The sequence below is a fragment of the Streptomyces sp. 3-6 genome (genome assembly GCF_056323165.1).
In genome coordinates this window covers 120,266-144,579 of record NZ_JBWHZP010000010.1, presented here as the reverse complement: position 1 = coordinate 144,579, position 24,314 = coordinate 120,266, and the positions used below count along the sequence as shown (strand labels likewise).

The window sequence follows — 24,314 nt, the reverse complement described above, 5'->3', positions numbered from 1 at the left end:
GCCGTGACGGCGGGTGGTCAGGTGCATGACACCACGGCGCACCGTCCGTGTCAGCAGTACAGGTTGCCGCCGGGCGTCGTCCCGAGGATCTGGGCGAACTGCTGGTACTTGGTCACCCGGCTCTGCACCTGCGCCGGGTTGCGCCCGTCGCACTCCAGCGAGCCGTTGATGCTGCGGATGGTGTGACCGAAGCCGGCCTGGGAGACCATGGCGTTGTGCGCGGTCATCGACCCGGGGCCGGTCTGGGTGTTCCAGTACCACAGGGCGGTCTTCCAGGCGACGGCCGCGTCGTTCTGCACCAGCCAGGGGTTGCCCAGCAGGTCGATGCCGAGGGCGTCACCCGCCGCCTTGTAGTTGAAGTTCCAGCTCAGCTGGATCGGCCCGCGCCCGTAGTAGGCGGCCTGCCCGGCCGGGCAGCCGTAGGGCTGTCCCCAGTCGCAGTAGTGCGGGTAGTTGGCGGTGTTCTGCTCCACCACGTGCACCAGACCGCCCGTTTCATGGCTGACGTTCGCCAGGAAGGCGGCGGCCTCCTGCTTCTTCACCGTGTCGCTGCCGGTCTTGGCGAAGCCCGGGTAGGCGCTGAGCGCCGCCTTGAGCCCGCTGTAGGTGTAGAAGGAGTTCCGGTTCGGGAACATCTGGTTGAACTGCGCCTCGGAGACCACGAAGTCCCCGACGGGCGCCCCGGGCCCGTTGTCACAGGCGTACGGCTCCCAGTACCAGGTGCTGATGACCGGGTCGTAGCCCGGGTTGGCGTGCTCGGCGATGTACGCCCGGCCGTCGGTGTAGCGCACGATGTCACCGGCGTTGTAGGCCTTCCCGGCCTGCCAGTTCGGGTAGCTGGAGCACGCGGCGGCCGAGGCCGGCGAGGCGGGGAGGAGCACGGGCGCACTGCCGGCCAGGGCGAGCACGGTGAGCGCGGCGGCGATGCGGTGTCTCGACAAGGGTCCAACTCCTTTGCGGGACACGGCCGCTCCGGCGGGACGGCGCTCGAAGGTGCGCCCGCACGCGCGCACCGGTGATCCGGTCACGGGCGGTGGGGCGGCCGTGGTGGGGGGTGTGGAGGCACACTCAACCGCTTTGGTCTGTACCAGTCAAGGGTTTAGACCAGTCACGGTGGCCGATACGCGACGCCCCCTTCCCACACCGGCGCACCGGGGCCTCTGCCCCGCCGACCGAAGCCTCGGCGCACGCCCGCCGGAACCCGGCCGGCCAGGGCCCGGAAGGACGCCGGAAGGGCCCCGGAAGGGCCCCGGAAGGGCACCCACTCCCCTACACATAAGGAAGAAATAAGAGCAGAATGGGCAAGCGCGGCACTCACCGCATACCGCGCTTGGTGCGCGGTCAGGACGACCAGTTAAGGAGACGGTCATGGCCAACGTCTCGCACCCCAGGGGTGACATCGCGGGCCACCCCGATGCCTCAGAAATGCGTGCCCGCTACGACCGGGTCCTCGGCGGTCGCGACGTGGCCCTCGTGGACGGACCGGTGTTCATCCTCGGTCTCTACTGCGCGGTGTCCCCGTGGATCCTCCACTACACGACGAGCCAGCCCGCCCTGGTGCCCCACAACCTGATCGTGGGCATCGCCATCGGGCTCCTCGCCCTCGGCTTCACCGCCGCCCCGGCCCGGATGTACGGGCTCAGCGGCGCCATGTGCGCCGTGGGCCTGTGGATGATCGTCTCGCCGTGGATCGTCGGCGAGAACCCGGACGCGGGAGTCATCTGGAACAACATCGTCATCGGGGCCCTGACGGTGGTCCTCGGCACCGTGTGCCTCGTCACGGCCGCGCGCAGCACCCGGAGGTAGCACCGCGGCCCGGCCCGCGCGGGACCGGTCGGCCCGGGCCTCCGGCCCCGCGAGGAGCGGGTACCGGCCTGCGGGAGGTGGACGGGCGGGGTCGTGGTGGTGAGCGCGGACCACGGGACGCCGTTCCGGCCGTGCTCCGGGGCGGTCTGCCGGACCACGGCCGCCGTCCGCTCGGTCCGGGCGCCCGGGCCGTAGGGCCGCGCCCCCTGCGGACCCCGGCGTCGAACAGGGCGAGGAGCGCGGCGTGATCCATGCCGCCCACCCCCGCACGGCGGCGCCGTCGCGGGCGACGGAGAAGGGGCGGGCCCGGCCACCGGCGTCCGGCGTCCGCCGGGCCCACGCCCCGGCCGGCTCCACCCCCGCCTCCATCCCGCCCGCCGCGCCCCCACCGGCCGGGGCCGGTCCGGTGCGCCCCGGCCGGCCGGGAACGCGTCGGGAATCACACGGCGCGGCCCGCGGGTTACCTTGATCGGCAACAGTGGTCACCCACGTCGAGAGAGGCCGGTCATGGTCGTGAAGGACAGCGAACTGCCCCACCTGCGCCGCTGTGTGGAGCTGGCGGCCGAAGCGCTGGAAGCGGGGGACGATCCCTTCGGCTCGGTCCTCGTCGGCGGGGACGGCACCGTGCTGGCCGAGGACCGCAACCGCACGGCCGCCGGGGACCGCACCCGGCACCCCGAGTTCGCGCTGGCGCGCTGGGCCGCCGAGCACCTGACCCCGGCCGAACGCGCCGCCGCCACGGTGTACACCTCGGGCGAGCACTGCCCGATGTGCGCCGCCGCGCACGCCTGGGTGGGCCTCGGGCGCATCGTGTACGCGGCCTCCTCGGCACAGCTGACCGACTGGCTCACCGAGTTCGGGGCGCCGGCCCCGCCGGTGCGGCCGCTGCCCGTCGCGGAGATCGCACCGGGAGTGGAGGTCGCCGGACCCGTCCCCGAACTCGCTCCCGGGATCAAGGACTTGCACCGGCGGTACCACCGCCGCGACGGCTGACCGGGGGCCGGGCCCGGGCCGTTCCGAGATGCAGGGCCCGAACCCCGGTGTCTACCATCGTCGGGACAGTCAGACCAGGTGCCGCTTCCCTGGTCTCCCCGACGGGGGACGGCGTATGCGCTCGCTTCCGGCGACCCGCCTGATGGCGGGCTACACAGCGTGGATCGTCGTGGCGACCGTCGTGTACCTGGCGGTCCCCGCGACCTGCGCGCCGCTGTGGGCGGCCATCGGTCTGTCGGGCGTCGCCGCCGTCGCGGTCGGCATCCGGGTCAACCGGCCGGCCCGTGCCTGGCCCTGGTGGGTGCTGGCCGCGGGGCTGCTCACGTTCGTCGCGGGCGACACCTACTACAACGTGATGGAGGAGTACTTCGGCGCCTCCAACCCCTTCCCGTCGCCCGCCGACGCGCTCTACCTCCTCAGCTACCCCCTCTTCGCCGTCGGGCTGTCCGGACTCATCCGGTACCGCTACCCGGACCGCGACCTGCCGAGCCTGCTGGACGCGCTGATCGTCACCGCGGGCCTCGCCCTGCCGGTGTGGGTGTTCCTGGTGCAGCCGCTCACCGAGGTGCAGGGACTGACCTGGCAGCAGCGGGCGATCAGCATCGCCTACCCGCTGGGCGACGTCCTGGTGCTGGCCCTGCTGGCGCGGCTGCTCAGCCCGGCCCCGCTCGGCAGCGCGGACCGTTCCATCCGGCTGCTGGTGGTCGGCACCCTCACCCTGCTCTGCTTCGACATCGGCTACGGCATCCTCCAGCTGCGGGCGATGTGGCAGGTCGGCACCCTGCTGGACGCGGGGTGGATCGTCTTCTACGCGGCCTGGGGACTGGCCGCGCTGCACCCCTCCATGGTCCGGCTGACCACCCCACTGCCCCAGCGGCGCTCCCCGTCGCTGCTGCCGCCGCCGCACCGGCTGGTCGTCCTCGCGGTGGCCACCCTCATCGCCCCGGCGATCCTGCTCTACGAGGGGGTGACCCGCACCGCGCACGACGCCACCGTGATCGCCGCGTTCTCGGCGGGACTGTTCCTGCTGGTCATCCTGCGGCTGGGCAGCATGGTCGTCGCCCACCGCCGGGCCGTCTCCCGCGAACTGGCCCTGCACGGCACCGGGGCCAGCCTGGTGGCGGCGGTGCGCCCGAGCGAGGTGGTGTTCTCCTGCCAGACGGCCGTGGACCGGGTCCTCGGCCCGGACGTCGGCCACCGGACGCTGCTGCTGCCCGCGGACCGGGTCGCCGAACTCGCCCCCGAGGGCACCCGCCTCGTCACCCCGGACGCCCTCGGCCCCGAACTCGCCACCGCCCTGCAGGACATGCCCGCCGTCCTGGTGTGCCCGATGACGCAGCCGGACCGCCCGGCCGAGCGCGTGCCCGGGGTCCTGCTCGTCGCGGGCCCCGAGCGGGCCCTGGCGGAGGCATGGGGGCCGCTGGAGATCCTCGCCTCCCACGTCGGGGTGGCGATGGAACGGCTGGTGCTGCGCAAGGAGATCATCCGGCGGGAGAACGAGGCCTACTTCCGCACCCTCGTGCGCAACGCCTCGGACGTCATCCTGATCGTGGAGGACGACGACACCATCCGGTACGCCAGCCCCTCCGCCGCGTCCGTGTTCGGCACCGCCGACCTCACCGGCCAGTCCCTGCCCGGACTGCTCGACCCCGCGGACCGGCAGCGCGCGGTGCGGGAACTGGCGGCCGTGCGGGAACGGCAGACCCGCGCGGGGCACGACCACTGGTGGGTGCGGCGCCGCGACGGCCGGGTCGAGGTGGAGGTGCGCTGCAGCGACTTCCGTGGCGAGCGGACCGTGGCCGGGCTGGTGGTCACCCTGCGGGACGTGACCGAGCAGCGGCGGCTGGAGCACGAGCTGACCCAGCGCGCCTTCCACGACGCGCTGACCGGGCTGCCCAACCGCACCCTGCTGCTGGAACGGATCGAACGCGCCCTGCTGCGGGGCCACCGGGAATCGTCCCTGGTGTGCCTGCTCTTCATCGACCTGGACGACTTCAAGCTGGTCAACGACACCCTCGGGCACGCGGCGGGCGACGGCCTGCTGGTCGCCGTCGGCAACCGGCTCTCCCGGGCCCTGCGACGCACCGACACCGCCGCCCGGCTCGGCGGGGACGAGTTCGCGGTGCTGATGGAGGACGCCCGCGAGCCGCGGGACGCCGAGGTGCTCGCCGCGCAGATCATCCAGACCGTCGGCCGGCCCTTCGAGCTCGCCGACGAGGCGGTCACCGTCTCCGCCAGCGTCGGGCTCGCCACGGCCCGCGACAGCTCCGACGCTCAGGAGCTCCTGCGCCACGCCGACCTGGCCCTGTACGCGGCGAAGGCCGCCGGCAAGCGGCAGTGGCGGCGTTTCCGGCCGCTGCTGCAGGACCGCATGACCGAACGGCACGACCTGCAGACGCAGCTGGCGCGGGCGGTGGCCGGCAAGGAGTTCACGCTGCGCTACCAGCCCGTCGTCGACATCACGGCCGGGGAGGTCGTCGGCTTCGAGGCCCTGGTCCGCTGGCCGCAGGCGCCCCGCGCGTCCGTGCCGCCCGAGCGGTTCATCGGGCTCGCCGAGGAGACCGGGCACATCACCCCGCTCGGCTCCTGGGTCCTGGAGAACGCGGTCCACGACATCGCCGGCCTGCAGCGCACCCACGGCACGGACCGGCCGCCGTACGTCAGCGTGAACGTCTCGGCACGCCAGTTCCGGGACGCCGGGTTCGTGGAGCAGGTCGGGGAGGCCCTGCGCACGCCGGGACTGGTGCCCGGCTCCCTCCAGCTGGAGCTCACGGAGACCGTGCTGCTGCGCCACGACGACCGGATCCGTTCGGTCCTGGACTCGCTGAAGGACCTCGGCGTGCACATCGCGGTCGACGACTTCGGCACCGGCTTCTCCTCGCTGCGCTACCTGCGCGACTTCCCCATCGACGTGCTGAAGATCGACAAGACCTTCATCGACGACATCACCCAGGACGCCCAGCAGGTGGCGCTCGTCGAGGGCATCGTGCGGATCGCCGACACCCTCGGACTGCAGGTGATCGCCGAGGGCATCGAGCAGTCGGACCAGCGCGACCTGCTGGCCGGCATGGGGTGCCGCTTCGGCCAGGGCTACCTGTACGCGCGGCCCATGACGGTGGAGGAGAGCGCCCACGTGCTGCGCCGGCCCGGCCGTCGGCACTTCGCGCCCGGCCCCCGCCCGGCCGGACGCACGGGGGTCCGGGCGGACGGCGAGGAGCAGGCCGCGCGGGCCGCCCGGGTGCGCCGGCGGGCCCACCACGCGGAACTGGACCGGCTCCGGCGCACCAGCCCGATGAGCGACGCGGTCCTGGACGAGGTGCGCGGGCGCCACATCCGCAGCGGCGACCACTGGCTGATCGACTTCGCGTCCTGCAACTACCTCGGCTTCGACTGGGACCCGGAGATCATGGCCGCCGTCGAGCCCGCCGTGCGCGCCTGGGGCACGCATCCGAGCTGGTCACGGCTGCTGGGCAGTCCGCGGCTGTACCCGGACATCGAGGAGCGCCTGGCCGCGCTGCTGGGCGCCCCCGACACCCTGCTGCTGCCGACGCTCACCCTGATGCACTCCTCGGTCGTCCCCGTGCTGGCCGACCAGGGCCACGTGTTCGTGGAGGCGACCGCGCACCGCACCCTCTACGACGGCTGCGTCGTGGCGCGCGCCCAGGGCGCCACCCTGCACCGCTTCCACGCCGAACGGCCGGACGAGCTCGGCACCCTGCTGGACTCGGTGCCGACGGGCACCCCCCGGCTGGTCTGCCTGGACGGCGTCAACAGCATGAGCGGCGACATCCCGGACCTGCCGAACCTGGCGGCGGTCTGCCGGGCCGCGGGCGCCACCCTGTACGTGGACGACGCCCACGGGTTCGGGGTGATCGGCGAACGCGGGCCCGACGAGCCGTGCCCGTACGGCCTGCGCGGCAACAGCATCGTGCGCCACACCGGGGAGAGCTACGACTCCCTCGTGCTCACCGGCGGGTTCTCCAAGGCCTACTCGTCGCTGCTGGCGTTCCTCGCGCTGCCGACGGACCTGAAGAACCGGCTGAAGACGGCGGCGGCGCCCTACCTGTACTCGGGGCCCTCCCCGACGGCGTCCCTGGCCACCGCGATGGCCGGCCTCGACGTCAACGACCGGCGCGGTGACGGCTTGCGGGCCGGTCTGTACCGCAGGACGGTGCGGCTGCTCGACCACCTCGACGACCTCGGGGTGGACACCCTGAACACCGACCGGCTGCCCATCGTGGAGATCCCGCTGGCCGACCCGGACGACCTCGACGCGGTGGGCTCGTTCCTGTGGGACGAGGGCATCTACGTGACGCTGGCGGCCTACCCCCTCGTGCCGCGGGACCGGGTCGGCTTCCGGGTGCAGATCACGGCGCTCAACTCCGACGAGGACATGGACCGGCTGGCCGGGACGCTGACCCGGCTGGCGGCGCGCTTCCCGCTGCGGGCGAAGGCGAGGGACCGGACGTCATGACCACCCACAACGACGACGTGGACTGGGACCGCTGGCCGGTCGCCGACTACCTGGCCGAGAACTACCGCGACGTGCACCCCTCGGACGCCGCGGTGATCGCGCACCACAGCGCCTACTACCGGCGGCTGCCGCGCGGCTCGGTGGACCGGTCGGTGGAGTTCGGGGCGGGCCCGAACCTGTATCCGCTGATCCTCGCGTCGGCGGTGAGCCGGCGGATCGACGCCGTGGAGGCCGGGGCGAGCAACGTGGCCTACCTGGAGCAGCAGCTCCAGCACCGTCCGGACGCGAGCTGGGAGGAGTTCCACGCGCTGTGCCGGCGGCTCGAACCGGACGTGCCCCCCACCCTCGCGGGAGCGCTCGCGCCGGTGCACGTCATCCACGGCGACGTGCGCGACCTGCCGCCGGGCAGGTACGGCCTCGCCTCGATGCACTTCGTCGCCGAGGGCGCCACCGAGGACCTCGCGGAGTTCGCCGCCTTCTGCCGCGCCTTCGTCCGCACGGTGCGCCCCGGCGGCCACCTGGTGGCGGCGTTCATGGAGAACATGCCGACGTACCGCATCGGTCCGGCCTCCCGCTGGCCGGGCTGCCCGGTCGACCCGGCCACGGTGGAGCGCGTCTTCGCGCCGCTCGCCGGTGAACTCGCGGTCACCCGTATCGACAGCGACACCACCCTGCCGGACTACGGGGACTCCGGGATGGTGCTGCTCACCGGGGTGTCCCGGGGCACGGCCTGACCGGGGCCCGTCGGCCCGGAGGTGCCGGGTCGGCGCCCCGGCCAGGGGCGGGTCAGCGTCCCGGCCGGGGCCGGGTCAGCGTCCCGCCCGGGGGCGGGAGCGGCGGTAGAGGGCGGCCCCGCCGAGGAACAGGGCCGCACCGGCTCCGGCCAGCGCGGCGGTCCCCTCGGAACCGGTCTCGGCCAGCTCGGTGCGCTCGGTGTGCGGAGCCGGGACGGGGGCGGGGAGGGGGTGCGGGGGCACCTCGGACGGCGGGGGCGCCGGGTCGTCCGCGTCCTCCTCGGCGCAGGTGTTGCCCAGGGCCGGGTTCAGCAGTCCCACGACGTCCGCCGTGTTCCCGCACGCGTTGACCGGCAGGTCCACCGGCAGCTCGACGGTGTTGCCGGAGACCAGGCCGGGCGACCCGGCCGCGCTCCCCTCCGCCCCGGCGTCGGCGTGCGCCGGCCCGGCCACGGCCAGCGCGCCGGACGCGGCGGCGAGGACGATCATGCCGCTTCGAGTGATCCGTCCCATCGTTTCCTGCCTTCCGGACGTCGTCGCGGGCGCTCGCCCGCACCCGGCTCAACGCGGAGACCCGCCGACGGGTGCGGCCCGGCCGGATGTCGTCCCGCGTTCACCCCGTCGGGTGGCCCGCGGCTCGAACCCCGGGCAAAGGCGTCGAACGCGCGCCGGTCCCGCGGCCCTCCCCGGCGCCGGGCCGGCCCCCGTCCGGCCGACAGGCGGGTCCGGCGCGGTCCGCCTAGGGTGAGCGGGGGCACCGGTTCCCGGTCCGCGCAGCGCTGCTGGAGGCATCCATGCCGATCAAGCTGTCCACGCGACCGCCGGTCCGCAGTTGCGCGGTGACCGGCGCGGTCGGGCTGGCCCTGCTGGGCCTCGGGCTGCCGGCCGCGGTCACCGCGGGGACGACCGAGCGGGACGAGCCGAATCTGAGCCGGTTCTACGACCAGCGGATCACCTGGTCGACGTGCGACGGCATGGAGATGCCCGAGGACCTGCAGTGCGGGAGGATCACCGTCCCCGTCGACTACGCCGCGCCCGGGAAGGGCACGCTGGAGCTGGCCCTCGCCCGCTACCGGGGCACCGGCGACCCGCGCGGTTCCGTGGTGGTCAACTTCGGCGGCCCGGGCGGTTCCGGCGTCCTGGGGCTGGCCCACGGCGGCAAGGAGTTCATGGACCTCACCGACGACTACGACGTGGTCTCCTTCGACCCGCGCGGGGTCGGCCGCTCCGCCCCGGTCAGCTGCGGCGCGGAGGCCACGGGGCAGGCGCTGGAAGCCACGGACGGCGAGGACCTGAACCCTCGCCGGGCCATGACGCAGCTGCGCGAGGTGGCCGCCGAGTGCGCCGAGCACTCCGGCCCGGTCCTCCCCCACATCGGCACCGTGGACGTCGCCCGCGACCTCGACGTCATGCGGGCGGTCCTCGGCGACGAGAAGCTGAACTACCTGGGCTTCTCCTACGGCACCCGGCTGGGCGCGGTGTACGCGGCGCGGTTCTCCGACAAGGTCGGCCGGTTCGTGCTGGACGGCGTCGACACGCTGACCGAGCCGCTGGCCGAGCAGGGGCTGGCCGCCGCGGCGGGGCAGCAGCAGGCGCTGGAGTCCTTCCTCACCTGGTGCACCGAGGACATCGCCTGCCCGTTCGGGCAGGACGCTCGCACGGCGCGCCGGCAGGTGCTGGACCTGGTGGAGTCCCTGGACGAGAACCCGGTGGCCACGGACTTCGGCTTCGAGTTCACCGGTCAGGACCTCGCCGGGGCGATGGGCCAGGGCCTGTACAGCAGGGAGTTGTGGCCCCTGCTGCAACGGGCCCTGGCCCAGCTGATGGAGGACGGCGACACCCGTGGCGTGGAGGCGTTCGCGACGGGCGGGGTGACCGCTCCGCTGCCGGTGCGCGAGCACGAGCCGCTCGCCGACGAGGAGGAGATACCGCTGGACAACCTCCCGGCGGCGCTGATGGCGGTGAACTGCGCGGACGACCCCGACCGCCCGTCCGCCGACCAGATCACCCGGGCCCTGCCGGGGCTGCGCGCCCGCTACGAGAAGGCCTCGCCGGTGTTCGGTCCGTACCGGCTCGCGCAGGTGCTGATGTGCTACGGCCGCCCGAAGGGCACCGACTACATCCGCGAGCACGTCAAGGACCTGGACACGCCGAGGGTGCTGCTGGTGGGCACGCGGGGCGACCCCGCGACGCCGTACCGCTGGACGGTGGAGACGGCCGAGCGGCTGGGTCCGTCGGCGGTGGTGCTCGACAACCGGGCGGAGGGGCACACCGGCTACGGCTCGTCGAAGTGCGTGCAGCGCAAGGTCGACGACTTCCTGCGGTACGGTTCCCTGCCCCGCGACGGGAGTTCGTGCGGCTCCGAGCAGGACACCGCCGGCTGAGCGGGACCGGCCGGACCGGCGGACGTGTCCGGACTTTCCCCCGATGCCGTACTCGTGATTCGGCTCTATGGTGCTGTCATGGAGCACGATCTGAGTCCCACGACCCTTGCCGAGCTTCGCCGTCCGCGCCCCTACCCCGCGGTGTCCGTGCTGACGCCGACCCACCGGCGCGATCCCCTCAACACGCAGGACCAGGTCCGGCTGCGCAACATGGTCGCCGAGGCCAAGAAGCAGCTGGAGGCCGACCCGTCGGTCAGCCGGGACCGCCGCGCCCAGGTGTTCCAGGAACTCGACCGGGCCCTGTCCGAGGTCGACCTGAGCCACACCGAGGACGGCCTGGTCATCTTCGCCGCCCCGGGGGAGCACCAGGTGTGGACGCTCGCCCGCTCCGTGCCCGAGCGCGTGGTGCTCTCGGACACCTTCCTGACCCGCAACCTGGTCTCCGCCCACACGGCCGAACAGCCGTTCTGGGTACTCTCCGTGTCGGCCGACCGCGCCACCCTGTGGAGCGGCGGGGTGGACCGGGTCGTCGAGGAGACGGCCGGCGACTTCCCCCTCGTCCGCTCCGAGCCGAACTTCGACCCGGAGCGGCAGGAACGGGTGGGCGACCAGCCGAGCAACTTCCGGGACGAGGACACCCGCCGGTTCCTGCGCGCGGCCGACGCGGCCGTGGCCGAGGTGCTGCGCGACCGGCCGCGCCCGCTGTACGTCACCGGGGAGCAGGCGGCGCTCTCGCTGCTGCACGACTCGGGAACCGTCACCCGCGACGCGGTGCACGTCCCGCACGGCGGGCTGGCGGACAGCACGCCCGACGCCGTGTGGCAGGCCCTGCGGCCGGTGCTGGAGGAGCAGGCCCGCCGGCGGACCGAGGGGGTGCTGGAGGCCCTGGAGGCGGCGCGCAGCCGCAAGGAGTACGCCGCGGGCGTGGACGAACTGTGGCGCAGCGCGCGGGAGGGCCGGGTCGGGCTGCTGGCCGTGGAGGAGAACCTGCGGCTGACGGTGCGCGACGACGGCGAGCACCTGGTGCCGGCCGAGGACGGCGACCTGGACGCCCGCGAGGACATCGTGGACGAGATCGTCGAGCAGAGCCTGGAGACGGGCGCCGAGGTCCACTTCGTCCCGGACGGCACCCTCGGCGACGCGGTGGGCATGGCGGGTGTCCTGCGCTACTGAGACGGCCGGCGGGGGTCCCTCCCCGCCGGCCCCGGCCGTGCACAGATGTGCGCATCCCGAACACCCGAGTGACGCACGGTACGGGAGGGGGCGGCGCGTCAACTACCCTTTCCCACAGGTGGATTGGGCCCTCGGGCCGGGCCGGCGAAGGTACCCCGGAGTAACTCCGCGAAGACCGTGACATATGCCGGAGGCACCGCCGTATCGTGTGTTGCCGAATCCCTTACGGGCCGTCGCGCGCTGTGCGACAGTCGTAGCGGTCCCACCGCCTCTGGCCGTACCGTCCCGCATCGGAGTGCGTCATGCCGTCCCACCTCTCCGAGGACCGCCCCGCGGCCCGGCCGCCGGGACCCGGCCCCGTCGACACGCTGCTGACCCGGGCCCGGCGCCTCAAGGGCGACGTGGACGCCGCGCGCAGGGGCGCACCGGCGGACGGGACCGGTCCCGAGGACCGCTGGCAGCGCGCCCTGTACGACCTGACGCTCCATCAACTCGACGACGTCGGACGGTACCTGGCCCAGCTGCGGGACGGTCCGCCGGGCGCCGGTGGCCCGGCACCCGCCGGGTCCTCCCCGTCCGCGCGCACGTCCCTGCTGAGCCGCGTCGGCAGCGCCGAGTGGAACCTGCTCACCGACGAGGCCACCTGGTCGGAGGAGCTGTTCCGCATCCTGGGCCGCGACCCGGGTACCGCCCCCCTCACCCTCGACGAACTGCCCTCCCTGGTGCACGAGGAGGACCGGCCCGCCCTGACCGGGATGGTCACGGACTGCCTGATCGACGCCCGGCCCATCGACGGGGAGTTCCGCGTGGTGCGCCCGGACGGCGCCGTGCGGACCGTGCACATGATGGGGGAACCGGTGCTCGGCGCCGACGGCGGCACCGCCTCGATGTGGGCCGTGCTGCGCGACGTCAGCGAACTGAGGCGCTGCCGCCGGGCGGTGAGCGAGAGCCGGGCGTCGCTGCGCACCGCGCGGCCGGCCGCCGACCCGGCCGGGGACCGGCTCGTCACCGAACTGCGGGACGCCGTACGGCCGGTGTGGCGCGGCTCCCTGCGCCTGCCGCCGGCCGGGCCCGGTGCCCTGGAGGTCGCCGCGCTCTCCCTGCCCGCGTCGGCCGCGCCCGGGAGCGGTGGTGACTGGTACGACGCCCAGCATCTGCCCGACGGCACCGTGCAGCTCGCCGTCGGCGATCTGACCGGCCAGGGGATCGGGGTGCCCTCGGCGCTGGCGATGCTGCTCGGCGCCGTACGGGCCCTCGGCACGGCGGGCACCGCGCCCGGACCGCTGATGGCCTGTCTGAACCGGCTGGTGGACGCCGCCGTCCACCCCGTGCTCGGCAGCGCCCTCTGCCTGCGCTACCGGCCCGGCTCCCGCTCCCTGGTGTGGGCGCAGGCCGGACACCCCGCCCCGCTGCTGTTCCGCGACGGGACGGGGCGGATCCTCGACACGCCGGACGGCGTGCTCCTCGGCGCCGCCGCCGACCCCCGGTTCGGGGAGGCGACCACGACACTGGAGGCCGGCGACCTGCTCCTGCTGCCCACCGGGGGTCTGCTGCCCGGACCGTCGGCAGCCGCGGGGGCACACCGGCTGCTGGCCCTGGCCCCGCACCTCACCCGGACCACCACCGCGCAGGACTGCGTCCGTGCGGTGGCCCACGAGCTCGGGGAGGAACGGCGCGAGGACGACGGCTGTCTGCTGGCCGCCAGGGTCACCGCGTAGGGCACGGTCCCGGACGCACGCGTGCCGCCCCGGGGGCCTCCGGGTCACACCGTGGCCCCCGCGCCGCCCTTCCCCCGCGGCTTCGGCAGCGCCCGTTCGATCTCCTCCCGCAGTTCCTCGATCCGCGGGTAGCCCGAGTACGCGGCGGTCAGCCGGTACATCTCGCGCAGCCGGTCCCAGGTGCGGTGGGAGGAGTTCTGCCCCATCGACACCAGCGCGAGCCGGGCGAACCGGTCCGCCTGTTCGGGGTCGTCGGCGATGAAGCAGGCCGAGGCCATGGAGAGGAAGTCGAAGATCTTCGACCGCTGCTGGGCGTCCACCCGCAGCGCCAGCGCCTTGTCCGCGTAGTGCTGGGCGTGCGTCGCCGCCTGCGGCTCGAACTCCGCGAGCGTGCGGTACGCCAGCGCCTGCATCCCGTACAGGTCCGCCTCGTTGAACAGCTGCATCCAGCTCGGCGGCGGCACGTCCCCCTTGTCGGAGACGAACAGGTCCTCGGCCCGGCCCAGGGTGCGGCGCATCGCCTGCCCCTTGCCCATGGACGCCTGCGCCCACGCCTCGACGGTGTGGAACATCGCGCGGGTGCGCGGCAGCACCTCCTCGCCGGAGCCCGACTGGGCCAGCTTCATCAGGTCCATGGCGTCGTCCGGCCGGCCCAGGTGCACCATCTGACGGGCCGCCCGGGACAGCGCCTCACCGGCCCGCGGCCGGTCGCCGCCCTCCCTCGCGGCGTGCGCGGCGATGACGAAGTACTTCTGGGCCGTGGGTTCCAGGCCGACGTCGTGCGACATCCAGCCCGCCAGCACGGCGAGGTTGGCCGCGACGCCCCACAGGCGCCGCTGGAGATGGGGTGGATGGTGGTAGGAGAGCATGCCGCCCACCTCGTTGAGCTGGCCCACCACCGCCTTGCGCTGGAGGCCGCCGCCGCGCGCGGCGTCCCAGGCCCGGAACACCTCCACGGAGCGCTCGAGTTCCTCGATCTCCTGCGACCCGATGGGGGCGGCCTCGTACCGGTCGAACCCGGCGGGGTCGGCGTGCAGGGGACGGGAGCCGGGAGCGTCGGCCACCAGGGCAGGGTCGGAGTGCAGCCAGTCGTGCATGGCGCTGCTGAGTGCGGATCCCGCGGCGAGCGCGGCGCCCGCGCCCACCAAGCCGCGTCGGTTGAGCATGAGGTCCATTCCCGTGAATTCGGTGAGGACCGCAGCCGTCCGCTCGGGCGCCCACGGCACGTCGTCGGGATGTTCCGCACTCCCGCCGCGCGACCGTTTCCCCGCACGCCCGTGCCGGACCAGACCGAGGTCCTCGATGGTCACGACACGGCCGAGACGCTCGGTGAACAGCGCCGCCAGTACCCGTGGCACGGGATCGCGCGGGATCTCTCCCATGTCGATCCACCGCCGCACCCGGGAGGTGTCGGTCGCCAGCTGCGGGTGGCCCATGGCCGCCGCCTGCCGGTTGACCAGCCTCGCGAGTTCGCCCTTGGACCAGCCGGCCAGGCCGAACAGGTCCGAGAGACGGGTGTTGGGTTGTCCGCTCACGTCAAGCCCCCAGGTTCTCGGCTGAGTTGACAGTAGCCCCGGGAAAGTTGCCGGGCGACTATTCGCCAGGGTTCGCCAGGGTGCGCCAGATGGTGTGCCAGGGGACATCGGGTGTCGAGTAGGAATGCGCCACCACGACCCGGCGGCCGCGGGGACACTCCCCAGGGTGTGCCGGGCTCCGGGCCGGGTGGTGCGCTGTCGTCGCAGGCACACGAAGGGATCTGTTTCGCCCATGTACGCAGCATCGTCCTCCGTGTCCGCCCCGCCCCGGCTCCGTCCGCGTCCGGCGGACGGCGGCCCCTACCTCGCCCCCGCGCGCCCGGCGGCCCCGGCCCTGGGCGCACCCAGGGCACGCCGCGCCGCGGGGCCCGGCACACAGCCGCTCAGCGGCCGGCTCGACCTGTCCGGGCCCCAGGGCTCCCAGTTGCGCACGGCGATCGCCTCGGTGCAGCGCATCTGCCCCGAGTTCGCGCCGGTGCAGGTGCTGCGGCGGACCGGGCGGTCCGTCCTGCTGGTCGGGACGACCGGCAGGAGCACGGCGGTCGCCAAGTGCTTACTGGACCACTCGCCCGCCTGGTCGGAGCGGATCCGCCACGAAATAGCGGCCTACCGCTCGTTCGTCCGGCACCGCCCGCCCGTGCGGGTGCCCCGGCTGATCGCGGCGGATCCGGACCACTGCACGCTGGTGATCGAGCGGATGCCGGGCCGCGCGGCGGCGCTCCAGCGGCACCCGGTCGAGGCACCGCCCCGGGCGGACATCAGGGCGGCCCTCGGCGCGGTCTGCCGGCTCAACGCCTGGCGGCCGCCGGCGGGCACGTTCGACGCCCCGCTGGACTACGCGGCCCGCATCGCCCGCTACCACGAGCTGGGCCTGCTCACCGACCGGGACCTGGGCGACCTGCAGAAGCTGCTGCACGGCATCGCGCACGCGGCCGGGCGGCAGGGCATGGGCCAGTTCTGCCACGGGGACGCGCTGCTGTCCAACATCCTGATGTCGCCGGCGGGCCCGGTGCTGGTCGACTGGGAGCACGCGGGGTGGTACCTGCCGGGCTACGACCTGGCGACGCTGTGGGCGGTCCTCGGGGACGCCCCGGTGGCCCGGCGGCAGATCAGCCAGATCGCGCAGGCGGCCGGCCCGGCCTCCCGCGACGCGTTCCTGGTGAACCTGATGCTCGTGCTGACCCGGGAGATCCGGACGTACGAGACGGCCGTGCAGCGTTCGATGCACGAGGCGGCCCCGGCCGTGCCGGGCGCGCCCCAGCCGAGTGCGGCGGCCACCGGCGAGGAGCAGCGGCTGCTGCTGCGGCGGCTGCACGACGACTGCCAGCTGGCCCGCCGGGCCGTGCGCGCGGCGGTCGGCACCCGCTGAGCGGGGCGACGGCCCGCGCGGCGCCCCGGTCCGCGGTGACAGGCCGGCGCGGTGACACGAGGTCCGCGGTACGTCCGGAGACGGACGCGCCGCGGACCGTTCGCGTTCCGGCGGCACGTCGGGCTCGTGCGGGGAGCCGGAAGGGGCCACGCGGGAGGGGCCGGGAGGGACCGGGGAGCCGTGCGGGTGGGACCAGGAGGAGCCGTGCGGGAGGGACCGGGGGCTCAGCCCTGCTGGAACAGCTCCGCCGGCAGGGGCTTGAGGAGGGCGTACAGGTCGTCGGTGATGGGGCGGTCCCAGGCGGCGATGGTGACCAGGACCTTGTCGCTCCGGTCGAACTGCACGCACGAGATGCGGCTCTCGGAGAGCTTCACGCGGCGCACGATCAGCAGGTTGTCGCCCTGCATCACCGGCACGTCCTCGGTGCCGACGACGGTGATGTCCTCGTCGTTCTCCAGTGCGAGCAGCAGCTGCCCGACCTCGAAGGGGATCTCGTCCTCGGGGATGTCGCGCGCCGGGGAGCCCTCCGGCAGATTGCCGATGATCATCGCGGGGCCCCGGCCGCCGAACAGGTCGTACCGCAGGAAGACGCCCTGGCAGCTGCCGTCGGGGGCGGGCAGCAGGCCGGCGCCCAGGTTGCCGGGCCAGTCGCCCGGGTCCATGGCCAGTACGTCGAAGTCGGGCCCGGCGGGCGTGGCGCTGCGGCGGCGGAGGAACGACATGCCGCCATGGTACGTGGCCGGGCCCCGGTCCACGTCGTGGGCCACCGCCCGTCCCCGCGTCGCACGGACGTGCGAACGCCGGTGCGCGGGCCCCGGCCCCGCCGTCCTCCTGCCGGAGCGGGTCTATTCCTCGGCGGGAGCCGGCGGGACGACCGCGACGGGGCCGGCGGCGTGCAGCAGGACCGCCTGGGTGACGGACCCCATCATGCGGGCCGGCGCCAGCAGCCGCCGCCGGTGGCGTCCCACGACGACCAGGTCGGCGCCCCGGGAGGCGTCCACCAGATGGCCCGCCGCGTCGCCGGGCAGGGTGAGGATGTCGACGGCGACCTCGGGGTGGCGTTCGCGGTGGGGGGCGAGGAAGCCCCGGGCGAGGACGCGGTTCTCGTGTTCGACGGCGTCCTGGTCGATGCCCGGCGGGGGCATCTCCCCGGGCAGCATCCAGGTCTGCAGCGGCCACGGGTAGGCCGTGACCACGGACAGCCGTGCGCCGCGCAGGGCCGCCTCGCCGAGGGCGAAGGCGAGGGTGGCCTCGTCGGGACTGTCCACGTTGAGCCCGGTCACCACCCGGGGTCCGGGTTCGGGCGGGGCGTCGCCCTCGTTCTCGCGGGGGCGGGGCACGACGACGACCGGGCACTCGGCATCGCGGGCCGCGGCCAGCGAGTTCGAGCCGAGCAGCAGACTGGCGAAGCCGCCGCGGCCCCGGGAGCCGAGCACCAGCAGCCCCGCGGTGACGCCCAGTTCCGGCAGGACCGCGCCGGGGGCGCCGTCGAGGGCGGTGTACTCGACCTCCGGCAGGCCGGTGCGGCCCTTCAGGTGGTCGCGCACCTGTTCCAGCACGGGGTCGTCGTCCGGATCGGGCGGCGCCGCGGCCAGGGCCTCGGCCTGCGGCCAGGGGGCGTACTGGCGTACGTGCACCACCCGCAGCGGGGCTCCGCGCCGGTGCGCGGCGTCGAGGGCCCAGTCCAGGGCGCGCAGGCTGTCCTGCGAGCCGTCGACCGCCGCCACGACCGGCTGGATGCTCATGGGTGTCTCGCCTCCGGGGTACGACGTTCGGCTTCCGCCGGGCCAGCCTGGCTCAGACCCGGCCCGGGCACGGTGTTTCCTCCCGCGTGTCCGGAAAATCGACATGAACACCCGTCGGCGGGCGGGCACCTCGCGCGCCGCGCACCGAACCCGGCGCGGGCGCCCGCACGGGCGAGCTCACGTCAGGTCGAACTCCCCCTCCCGGGCCCCGGACACGAACGCGCCCCACTCCGCCGGGGTGAAGATCAGGGAAGGGCTCTCCGGGCGGCCGCTGTTGCGCATCGCGATGAAGCCCTCCACGAAAGCGATCTGGACATCGCCCAGGCCGCGGCTGCTGGACTGCCACTGTGCGTTGCTGAGGTCCAGGTCCGGCTTGTCCCAGCCCGTCAGCGGGCGTTGTTGGGTGGTGCTCTCGGCCACGTCCGTGCTCCTCCCGGCTTCGTCGTCCGCGGCCAGCCTAGCGAGCGGCCCCGAACCTAGACAGGCCACGTGAGGAGTACCTTTTCCGGACGTCGCGCCGGACGGGCGTCGGCCACCGGGCCCGTCACCCGCCGGCCGTCGGCGTGGACGGGCGGCGGACGGGTCCGGTGGCCGGGGGCTGCGGGCGGGTGGTGGTCCGGCGCGGGGCGAGCGGCCCCGCCCCGGGAGGCGGTGGCACGCGGGTCTGCCGGAGGCTTTTCGCGGGTCTTCCGGAGGACCGTTGAACACGGGGCGACCTGCGGACGTACTGCTGGGGACGGACCCCGTGACGGGTCCTGTTCGCCATGCCATCGCACCACCGCACGGAAGGACCTCCGGGTGTCGCTCTTCACTCGCTCCCGCAGGCTGTCGGACGCTCCCGGGAACGGGGCGGACCCGGACGACACCGCCCGGGACGACACCCCCGGGGAGACGCCTGCGCCGGACACCCCGGAGCCGGGCAGGGCTCTCGGGGCGGTGGATGCGGGAGAGGACGAGGGCCAGCAGGAGGGCGGAGGTCGGCGGAAGGACGGCGGCGTACGGGCGAACGGGGCCGTGCCGAGGCCCGGAGCCGACGCCCCGGCGGACGCGGAACCCGGGCCCGGACCGGATCCCGGACGCCCCGCGGACGCCGGGTCCGACCGAACGGAGTCGGCCCGGGCCGGGGGTCCCGAGGCCCCCCGGCCGCAACACACCGAGGCCCCCCGGCCCGAGGGGACCGACACGGCCGAACCCGGGGACACCACCGACGGCGCCGAGCCCGAGCGGCCCAACGCGACGGAGGGCGAGCCCGCCGCCCCGGCGGACGAAGTGCCCGCGCGTCACCCCGAGCCCCGACCCCGATCTGAGCCCCAGCCACCACCACAACCCCAGCCCCAATCAGAGCCACAGCCACAGCCACAGCCACACCCCGACGCCACCCCGCGCCCGGAGCCCCGCCACCCGTCCACCGCCCCGGCGGAGCCCGACCCCGCCGAGCAGGCGGAACGAGGGCGCGCCGGGCGGACGGAGCCCGAGCCCGCCCGGCCGACGACACCGGCGCCCGCCGCCCCGGCGGAGCCCGGTGCCACCGGGCGCACGCAGTCGTCCGCCGCCCCGCAGGCGCCCTCGGAGGAGACCCCGCCCGCCGGACGGTCCGCCTGGCGCCGCCGGTATCCGCGGGCGGCACGAGGCGTCACCGTCGGCACGACGGTGCTGGCCGGGGCCCTGGTGCTGTTCGCGCTCCTCGTCCCGAACCGCGTGGAACGGCTCGCCCCCGAGGCGTTCCTGCGCCTGCCTGCCGAGGGCATCCTCCTCGCGGCCCTGCTGCTCGCGCTCCCGCCGCGCCCGCGCCGGATCACGGCGGTCGCGACCGGCATCCTGCTCGGGCTGCTCACCGTGCTGAAGTTCCTCGACATGGGCTTCCACCAGGTGCTGGCCCGGCCGTTCGACCTGGTCCTCGACTGGATCCTGCTGGACGACGCCACGGACTTCGTCCGGGAGTCGTTCGGGCGGGGCGGTCAGGTGCTGGCCGTCGTCGGGGCGGTCGTGCTGTTCGTCCTGCTGCTCCTGCTGATGACGCGGGCCACGGTCCGCCTCACCCGTGTGATGACCCGCCACCGTGCCGCCGCCGCCCGCACCACGCTGGTGCTCTGCGTCGTGTGGATCACCTGCGTCACCCTGGGCGTTCAGGTGTCCGGCGTGCGGGTCGCCACCAAGGGCACGGCGGAGATGCTGGGCAACCGGGTGGAGCAGGTGCAGGCGGGCATCCGGGACGCCCGGGTCTTCCGCAAGCAGGCGGCCGTCGACGCGTTCGCGGACGTCCCGCCCGATCAGCTGCTCACCGGCCTGCGCGGCAAGGACGTCCTGTTCACCTTCGTGGAGAGCTACGGCCGGACCGCGATCGACCACCCGGAGATGGCCGCGGAGACGGACGCGGTCCTGACCGAGGGCACCGAGCGGCTGACGGCTGCCGGGTTCGGTTCCCGCAGTGGCTGGCTGAAGTCGCCGGTCACGGGCGCCGGGAGCTGGCTGGCCCACTCGACGTTCCTGTCCGGCCTGTGGATCAAGAACCAGCAGCGGTACCGCAGCCTGACCACCAGCGACCGGATGACCCTGACCAACTACTTCCGCCGGGCCGGCGACTGGCGCACCGTCGGCATCGTGCCCGGGGTGCGGCGGGCCTGGCCGGAGGGGAAGTTCTTCGGCCTGGACCACATCTACGACTCCGAGCACCTCGGCTACCACGGGCCGTACTTCAGCTGGACGCCCGTACCCGACCAGTTCACGATGGAGGCGTTCCAGCGGCTGGAGCACGGCAAGGAGGACCGCCCTCCGATCATGGCCGAGATCATCCTGGCGTCCAGCCACAACCCCTGGTCCCCCATCGCCCGCATGATCGACTGGGAGGACCTCGGGGACGGGTCGGTCTTCCACCGCATCAAGAAGGAGGGCACCGACCCCAAGAAGGTCTGGAAGAACCCGGAGAGCATCCGCAGGGAGTACCGGGGGGCCGTCGAGTACGCGTTGCGGAGCCTGATCGAGTGGATCGAGCGGTACGGCGACGAGGACACCGTGGTGGTGTTCCTCGGTGACCACCAGCCGGTCCCGGCGGTGGTCGACGGCGACCCGAGCAAGGAGGTGCCGGTGACGGTCGTCGCCCGTGACGAGAAGGTGCTCGACCGGATCGACGACTGGGGGTGGACCGACGGCCTCAAGCCGGCCCCCGACGCCCCGAGCTGGGGCATGGACCGCTTCCGCGACCGCTTCATGACGGCGTACGGCCCGGACGGGGGCACCTCCACGGCTGCCGCCCCTCGGGAGTGACCGGGCCGGCAGGTTCGCACGGCCGGTTCGCACGACCGGTACGTACGGCCGCTTCCGGGGCCGAGGATTCCGGCGGGCGGCCCGGCCCGGTACGGGGCGGGGCGGGGCGGGACGGGACGGCAAAGCGGGGCGGACCGGGGAATGGGTGCCGCCCCGCTCTTGCCTGGAGCGCGCACGCCTGGATTACTGGTCCCCGGACAGTCGACCGAACGATCGGTCGCTCCTGTGACGCGAGGGCGAGGAGACGGTCGGATGGCGGAGACGACCTACCTGCTGGATCCGGCGGAGCGGCTGGACGAGGCGGGACTGAGGGCGCTGCAACTGGAGCGGCTGCGGGCGTCGTTGCGGCACGCCTACGACAACGTGCCGTTCTACCGGCAGTCCTTCGACACGGCGGGTGTCCACCCGGACGACTGCCGGTCGCCGGCCGATCTGGCCCGGTTCCCGTTCACCACCAAGGGGGACCTGCGGGCGCAGTACCCGTACGGGATGTGCGCGGTGCCGCGCGAACAGCTGCGCCGGGTCCATGCCTCCAGCGGCACGACCGGACGGCCGACGGTGGTCGGCTACACCGAGAACGACCTGTCGATGTGGGCGGACATGGTGGCCCGCTCGATCCGCGCGGCGGGCGGGCGGCCGGCCCGGGGACATCGCCCATGTCGCGTACGGCTACGGCCTGTTCACGGGCGGCCTGGGGGCCCACTACGGCGCCGAGCGGCTCGGCTGCACGGTGATTCCCGCCTCGGGCGGCATGACGGCGCGTCAGGTGACCCTGATCCAGGACCTGCGGCCCACGATCATCATGGTGACGCCGTCCTACATGCTCACGCTGCTCGACGAGTTCGAGCGGCAGGGCGTGGACCCGCGCAGCACCTCGCTCAGGGTGGGCATCTTCGGGGCCGAGCCGTGGACCGAGCGGATGCGGGCGGAGATCGAGGAGCGGTTCGCGATCGACGCGGTGGACATCTACGGGCTGTCCGAGGTCATCGGCCCCGGCGTGGCGCAGGAGTGCGTGGAGACCAAGGACGGACTGCACATCTGGGAGGACCACTTCTACCCGGAGGTCGTGGACCCGGTCACCGGTGAGGTGCTGCCGGACGGCGAACGCGGCGAGCTGGTGTTCACCTCGCTGACCAAGGAGGCCATGCCGATCGTCCGGTACCGGACGCGGGACCTGACCCGGCTGCTGCCGGGCACGGCACGGGTGTTCCGCCGGATGGAGAAGATCACCGGCCGCAGCGACGACATGGTCATCCTGCGCGGGGTCAACCTCTTCCCCACGCAGATCGAGGAGATCGTGCTGCGCACCCCGGGGGTCGCCCCGCACTTCCAGCTGCGGCTCACCCGGGAGGGCCGCCTGGACCGCCTCACGGTCCGGGCGGAGGCACGGCCCGACGCCGACAGCGGGACGCGGGAGAAGGCGGCCCGGTCCGTCGAGGCGGCCGTGAAGGAGGGCATCGGGGTGTCGGTCACGGTGGAGATCGTGGATCCGGAGACCCTGGAGCGGTCCGTGGGCAAGATCCGCCGGATCGTCGACCTGCGGGCCGGATAGCGCCTCCCGCACCGCGCGGCCCGGGACCCGTCACGCCCGGGCCGGGCCGCGGCTCATCCGGTGAAGCGGTCCCGCAGTTCGCGTTTGAGGATCTTCCCGCTGGCGTTGCGCGGGAGTTCGTCGACGAACAGCACCTTCTTGGGCGCCTTGAACGAGGAGAGCCGCTCGCGGGCGTGGGCGATCAGCTCCTGTTCCAGCGCGTCCCCGCCGGCGTCGCCGCGCGGCACGACGACCGCGGTGACGGCCTCCACCCAGCGGTCGTCGGGCAGGCCGATCACGGCGGCCTCGGCGACCGCCTCGTGGGTGTAGAGCGCGTCCTCGACCTGCCGTGAGGCGACCAGCACACCACCGGAGTTGATGACGTCCTTCACCCGGTCGACGATCGTGAAGTAGCCGTCGGCGTCGCGCACCGCGAGGTCGCCGGAGTGGAACCAGCCGTCCCGGAACGCCTCGGCGGTCTCCTCGGGCTTGTCCCAGTAGCCCTCGCAGAGCTGCGGGGAGCGGTAGACGATCTCGCCGGGCGTCCCGTCGGGGACGTCCTTGCCGTCCTCGTCGACCACCCGCGCGTCGACGAACAGGACGGTCCGCCCGCAGGAGTCCAGCCGCCCCTTGTGCTCGGCCGGGCCGAGGACGGTGGCCAGCGGGCCGATCTCGCTCTGGCCGAAGCAGTTGTAGAAGGCCAGCGAGGGCAGTCGTTCCCGCAGCCGCTCCAGGACGGGCACCGGCATGATCGAGGCACCGTAGTACGCCTTGCGCAGTCCGCTGAGGTCGCGGGTGGCGAAGTCGGGGCGGTTGGCGAGGGCGATCCAGACGGTCGGCGGCGCGAACAGGCTGTCCGCGCGGTCCGCCTCGACCAGGTCGAAGATGCGGTCGCCGTCCGGGGCGTCCAGGACGATGTTGGTGGCGCCGACGGCGAGGTAGGGCATCAGGAAGACGTGCATCTGCGCCGAGTGGTACAGCGGCAGGGAGTGGACGGGCCGGTCGCCGGCCGACAGGTCGAGCGCGGTGATGGCGCTCAGGTACTCGTGCACCAGGGCCCGGTGGGTCATCATCGCGCCCTTGGGCTGCGCGGTGGTGCCGGAGGTGTACAGCAGCTGCACCAGGTCCTCGGTGCGTGGCTCGGGGCCGTCGTAGGGGTCGGCGCCGGCCTGCCGGGCGAGCAGCGCGTCGTCGGTGTCGCGCAGCGGCAGGACGGGCACGCCCGCGGGGAGCCGGGCGGTGAGGCCGGGGTCGGCGAGGACGAGGGAGCTGCCGGACTGGCCGACGAGGTAGGCGAGGTCGTCGCCGGTCAGGTTCTGGTTGACCGGGACGTGCACCAGGCCCGCGCGGGCGCAGGCGAGGAAGGCGATCAGGTAGGCGTCGGAGTTGTGCCCGTAGGCGGCGACCCGGTCGCCCGGGGACAGCCCCTCGGCGAGCAGGACGCCCGCCGCGCGGGAGACCGCGCTGTCGAGTTCGCCGTAGGTCCAGGTGCGGTCGCCGTACTCGACGGCGACGCGGGCCGGCGTGCGCCGGGCGCTGCGTCGCAGGAGTCCGTCCACCGTGCTGCCGTGTCCTGCCGTCATGACTG

General features: G+C 74.0%; 16 protein-coding genes and 1 pseudogene. 10 read left to right on the top strand and 7 right to left on the bottom strand.

What is annotated here, in order from left to right; all coding sequences use genetic code 11:
- Positions 1 to 50: 50 nt before the first annotated feature.
- On the bottom strand, positions 51 to 941 hold the full coding sequence (locus tag AC02VZ_RS15520) for a glycoside hydrolase family 19 protein (RefSeq protein ID WP_476475621.1): 891 nt from the start codon (positions 939 to 941) through the stop codon (positions 51 to 53).
- Between the two features lie 427 nt (positions 942 to 1,368).
- Between AC02VZ_RS15520 and AC02VZ_RS15515 the strand changes: the two genes are divergently transcribed.
- The 4 genes from AC02VZ_RS15515 to AC02VZ_RS15500 all read left to right on the top strand — a co-directional run bounded on the left by AC02VZ_RS15515 (position 1,369) and on the right by AC02VZ_RS15500 (position 8,007).
- Positions 1,369 to 1,806 (top strand): SPW repeat protein, encoded by a 438-nt coding sequence (locus AC02VZ_RS15515; protein WP_476475620.1) that lies wholly within the window; start codon positions 1,369 to 1,371, stop codon positions 1,804 to 1,806.
- 507 nt (positions 1,807 to 2,313) lie between these two features.
- Positions 2,314 to 2,799, top strand: coding sequence for a nucleoside deaminase (locus AC02VZ_RS15510; RefSeq protein WP_432055621.1), 486 nt, complete (start codon positions 2,314 to 2,316; stop codon positions 2,797 to 2,799).
- A 115-nt stretch (positions 2,800 to 2,914) separates the two neighbouring features.
- A complete protein-coding gene (locus tag AC02VZ_RS15505; protein WP_476475619.1) occupies positions 2,915 to 7,273 on the top strand; it encodes an aminotransferase class I/II-fold pyridoxal phosphate-dependent enzyme in 4,359 nt (1,452 codons plus the stop codon).
- Positions 7,270 to 8,007, top strand: coding sequence for a class I SAM-dependent methyltransferase (locus AC02VZ_RS15500; RefSeq protein WP_432055623.1), 738 nt, complete (start codon positions 7,270 to 7,272; stop codon positions 8,005 to 8,007). Before AC02VZ_RS15505 ends, AC02VZ_RS15500 begins: the two co-directional genes overlap by 4 nt.
- Positions 8,008 to 8,082: 75 nt before the next feature.
- Here AC02VZ_RS15500 and AC02VZ_RS15495 read toward each other — a convergent pair whose 3' ends face one another.
- The gene (locus AC02VZ_RS15495; RefSeq protein ID WP_432055624.1) at positions 8,083 to 8,520 is read right to left on the bottom strand and encodes a chaplin; all 438 of its coding nucleotides are present in this window, start codon (positions 8,518 to 8,520) and stop codon (positions 8,083 to 8,085) included.
- 281 nt (positions 8,521 to 8,801) lie between these two features.
- On the opposite strand from AC02VZ_RS15495, the gene AC02VZ_RS15490 reads away from it, so the two are divergent.
- From AC02VZ_RS15490 to AC02VZ_RS15480, 3 genes are all read left to right on the top strand, one after another.
- Positions 8,802 to 10,391 (top strand): alpha/beta hydrolase, encoded by a 1,590-nt coding sequence (locus tag AC02VZ_RS15490; protein ID WP_476475618.1) that lies wholly within the window; start codon positions 8,802 to 8,804, stop codon positions 10,389 to 10,391.
- Between the two features lie 78 nt (positions 10,392 to 10,469).
- Entirely contained in the window at positions 10,470 to 11,564 is a 1,095-nt protein-coding gene (locus tag AC02VZ_RS15485) for a baeRF3 domain-containing protein (RefSeq protein WP_432055626.1), read from the top strand.
- A gap of 302 nt (positions 11,565 to 11,866) precedes the next feature.
- On the top strand, positions 11,867 to 13,282 hold the full coding sequence (locus AC02VZ_RS15480) for a PP2C family protein-serine/threonine phosphatase (RefSeq protein ID WP_476475617.1): 1,416 nt from the start codon (positions 11,867 to 11,869) through the stop codon (positions 13,280 to 13,282).
- 44 nt (positions 13,283 to 13,326) lie between these two features.
- Here the strand turns inward: AC02VZ_RS15480 and AC02VZ_RS15475 are convergent, their stop codons facing one another.
- Entirely contained in the window at positions 13,327 to 14,817 is a 1,491-nt protein-coding gene (locus AC02VZ_RS15475) for a DNA-binding protein NsdB (RefSeq protein WP_432055628.1), read from the bottom strand.
- Positions 14,818 to 15,049: 232 nt separating this feature from the next.
- On the opposite strand from AC02VZ_RS15475, the gene AC02VZ_RS15470 reads away from it, so the two are divergent.
- Entirely contained in the window at positions 15,050 to 16,186 is a 1,137-nt protein-coding gene (locus AC02VZ_RS15470; RefSeq protein WP_476475616.1) for an aminoglycoside phosphotransferase family protein, read from the top strand.
- 224 nt (positions 16,187 to 16,410) lie between these two features.
- Here the strand turns inward: AC02VZ_RS15470 and AC02VZ_RS15465 are convergent, their stop codons facing one another.
- From AC02VZ_RS15465 to AC02VZ_RS15455, 3 genes are all read right to left on the bottom strand, one after another.
- A complete protein-coding gene (locus tag AC02VZ_RS15465; RefSeq protein ID WP_432055630.1) occupies positions 16,411 to 16,908 on the bottom strand; it encodes a hypothetical protein in 498 nt (165 codons plus the stop codon).
- Between the two features lie 123 nt (positions 16,909 to 17,031).
- Complete coding sequence (locus AC02VZ_RS15460; RefSeq protein ID WP_432055631.1) at positions 17,032 to 17,931, bottom strand: universal stress protein; 900 nt, start codon at positions 17,929 to 17,931, stop codon at positions 17,032 to 17,034.
- A 177-nt stretch (positions 17,932 to 18,108) separates the two neighbouring features.
- Complete coding sequence (locus tag AC02VZ_RS15455; RefSeq protein WP_031102233.1) at positions 18,109 to 18,351, bottom strand: DUF397 domain-containing protein; 243 nt, start codon at positions 18,349 to 18,351, stop codon at positions 18,109 to 18,111.
- Positions 18,352 to 19,200: 849 nt separating this feature from the next.
- On the opposite strand from AC02VZ_RS15455, the gene AC02VZ_RS15450 reads away from it, so the two are divergent.
- Both AC02VZ_RS15450 and paaK read left to right on the top strand, forming a co-directional pair.
- Positions 19,201 to 21,195, top strand: coding sequence for an alkaline phosphatase family protein (locus tag AC02VZ_RS15450; RefSeq protein WP_476475662.1), 1,995 nt, complete (start codon positions 19,201 to 19,203; stop codon positions 21,193 to 21,195).
- Positions 21,196 to 21,447: 252 nt separating this feature from the next.
- A pseudogene (gene paaK / locus AC02VZ_RS15445) lies at positions 21,448 to 22,747 on the top strand (phenylacetate--CoA ligase PaaK).
- A gap of 53 nt (positions 22,748 to 22,800) precedes the next feature.
- Here the strand turns inward: paaK and AC02VZ_RS15440 are convergent.
- Entirely contained in the window at positions 22,801 to 24,309 is a 1,509-nt protein-coding gene (locus AC02VZ_RS15440; protein WP_471228676.1) for an acyl-CoA synthetase, read from the bottom strand.
- Between the last annotated feature and the right edge of the window lie 5 nt (positions 24,310 to 24,314).

Bases quoted from the DNA above. Each gene is read 5' to 3' on its own strand.
- AC02VZ_RS15490 (WP_476475618.1), top strand. From the start codon at position 8,802: ATGCCGATCAAGCTGTCCACGCGACCGCCGGTCCGCAGTTGCGCGGTG.
- AC02VZ_RS15515 (WP_476475620.1), top strand. From the start codon at position 1,369: ATGGCCAACGTCTCGCACCCCAGGGGTGACATCGCGGGCCACCCCGAT.
- AC02VZ_RS15485 (WP_432055626.1), top strand. From the start codon at position 10,470: ATGGAGCACGATCTGAGTCCCACGACCCTTGCCGAGCTTCGCCGTCCG.
- AC02VZ_RS15470 (WP_476475616.1), top strand. From the start codon at position 15,050: ATGTACGCAGCATCGTCCTCCGTGTCCGCCCCGCCCCGGCTCCGTCCG.
- AC02VZ_RS15465 (WP_432055630.1), bottom strand. From the start codon at position 16,908: ATGTCGTTCCTCCGCCGCCGCAGCGCCACGCCCGCCGGGCCCGACTTC.
- AC02VZ_RS15505 (WP_476475619.1), top strand. From the start codon at position 2,915: ATGCGCTCGCTTCCGGCGACCCGCCTGATGGCGGGCTACACAGCGTGG.
- AC02VZ_RS15440 (WP_471228676.1), bottom strand. From the start codon at position 24,309: ATGACGGCAGGACACGGCAGCACGGTGGACGGACTCCTGCGACGCAGC.
- AC02VZ_RS15510 (WP_432055621.1), top strand. From the start codon at position 2,314: ATGGTCGTGAAGGACAGCGAACTGCCCCACCTGCGCCGCTGTGTGGAG.
- AC02VZ_RS15500 (WP_432055623.1), top strand. From the start codon at position 7,270: ATGACCACCCACAACGACGACGTGGACTGGGACCGCTGGCCGGTCGCC.
- AC02VZ_RS15460 (WP_432055631.1), bottom strand. From the start codon at position 17,931: ATGAGCATCCAGCCGGTCGTGGCGGCGGTCGACGGCTCGCAGGACAGC.
- AC02VZ_RS15495 (WP_432055624.1), bottom strand. From the start codon at position 8,520: ATGGGACGGATCACTCGAAGCGGCATGATCGTCCTCGCCGCCGCGTCC.
- AC02VZ_RS15480 (WP_476475617.1), top strand. From the start codon at position 11,867: ATGCCGTCCCACCTCTCCGAGGACCGCCCCGCGGCCCGGCCGCCGGGA.